General features: G+C 41.1%; 1 protein-coding gene and 1 pseudogene. Both read right to left on the reverse strand.

Annotation, left to right across the window (positions count from 1 at the left end):
- On the reverse strand, positions 1-1236 hold a 1236-nt coding region (locus AC220I_RS22415; protein ID WP_486726092.1), incomplete at its 3' end, for an ATP-grasp domain-containing protein.
- Positions 1205-1539, reverse strand: a pseudogene (locus AC220I_RS22420) (hypothetical protein); the annotation flags it as partial. The gene AC220I_RS22415 and the pseudogene AC220I_RS22420, both read right to left, overlap by 32 nt.

Below are 1539 nucleotides of genomic sequence, written 5' to 3' on the forward strand. Positions count from 1 at the left end.
ACGTTTGCCTCTAATCACTAGGTTGTCGCCGTTTTCATCTAAGATTTGTAGCCTGTCAAAAGCCTTTTCTATGTTCATTGTGAGCGTTTCTTCATCATCACCGATCACGATCATATAGCCGGCTCTTTGTGAGGCATTTTCTATTGTGGATATCGTGTCACCTTCCTTGAAATTATACCCAAGCTGGTGGATAAAGTCATATTTTAAAAGGTCATCAATAGGTGACATGGCTTTAATTTTACCCGGCCTACAGAAAAAAAGCTGGGTACTAAAAAAGGGTTTTCTCACTTGATAGGCATGATTGGCTATTGAACTTTTATCAAAGAGCGCATCATGGCAGCCTTCAATAGCAAGGTCGAGAACGTCTACACCTGTGACCAGTGGAATGGTCACGTCTTCATAGGCACCACCAAGCCTACAGGCAATTTCATTGACCATGACCCCTTGGTCGCCTACGAGATACTGAAAATAAATGGGGCCTTGGTGGATTTCAAAAGCCTTACAAATGTTTTCCGTAATCTCAATGATGGTCTTTTCATACCGCTTCAAATGAATCGATGGGTACTCATGTGCGATACATACACCAATATGTGCCTCTGGTTCAAAAGTGACGCGGTCTGTAATGGTGAGGACTTTAACATCATCCGCCACAACCCAACCACTGACGGTGAGCTCTCTATTTTTATAGTAGGATTCCACCAGTATTTCATTTTGCCTTGAGTACTTTAAGACCTGGTCAAATTTTGCTCTAATGGCATCAATGGAATCCACCATAAAGATACCACGTTGTCCTTGAGAGTCCACAGGCTTCACAACGTATGGTGGTTTTATGTGACTTAATTCACCCTCATCAAACTGGGCATTTACAATGGCAAAAGGCACGGTCGGGATATTAAAGGCCTTAAACCTTTCTTTCATGTGTTTCTTGTCTGTTACCCAGAGTGCGGTTTCAGAGCTGATGAAGCAAGGCAGATTAAGGTTTTCACAGACCTTTGAAACCACCAAGACCGGTTGGTCTGTCCCAACAGTCAATATGCCTTCAACCTCCAGTTCTTTTGCACAATTATATATTTCATCTACTTTAAAGGCATCTGCCAGTACGGCAACATCCGCCAGTAATTTTCCCTTTGAATTCTCGAGATAGTCTGCAACGACAACCTCATAACCCTTATCCTTCATTTTAAGGATGCCATTAATCTGGCAACTACCTGCGCCAACCATTAACAATCGTTTCATTTGAATCCCTTCCTAATTGCAATTTGTCCTTTATATGAGGCAAGCCATAATAAAAATGTAACTTGATGCCTAATTTTACGAGCTTCATAAAGGTATATCCGGACTGGCCTTCAAGCCTTAAATGCCTTGTGATTTCAACATTTCCAACTTTTTCGGCATACCCCAGTAGCTCAGCACTCAAATAAATAAAGTCTAGCTCTTGATTCAAAATTCTAGTGTAGAGGGATTTTTCAATAACCCTGTAGCTACTGACCCTTAAGCCTTTTAAATTTTTAAACCGCCATTTAAAAAATCGACCAATGA

The organism is Fusibacter sp., from assembly GCF_057447755.1.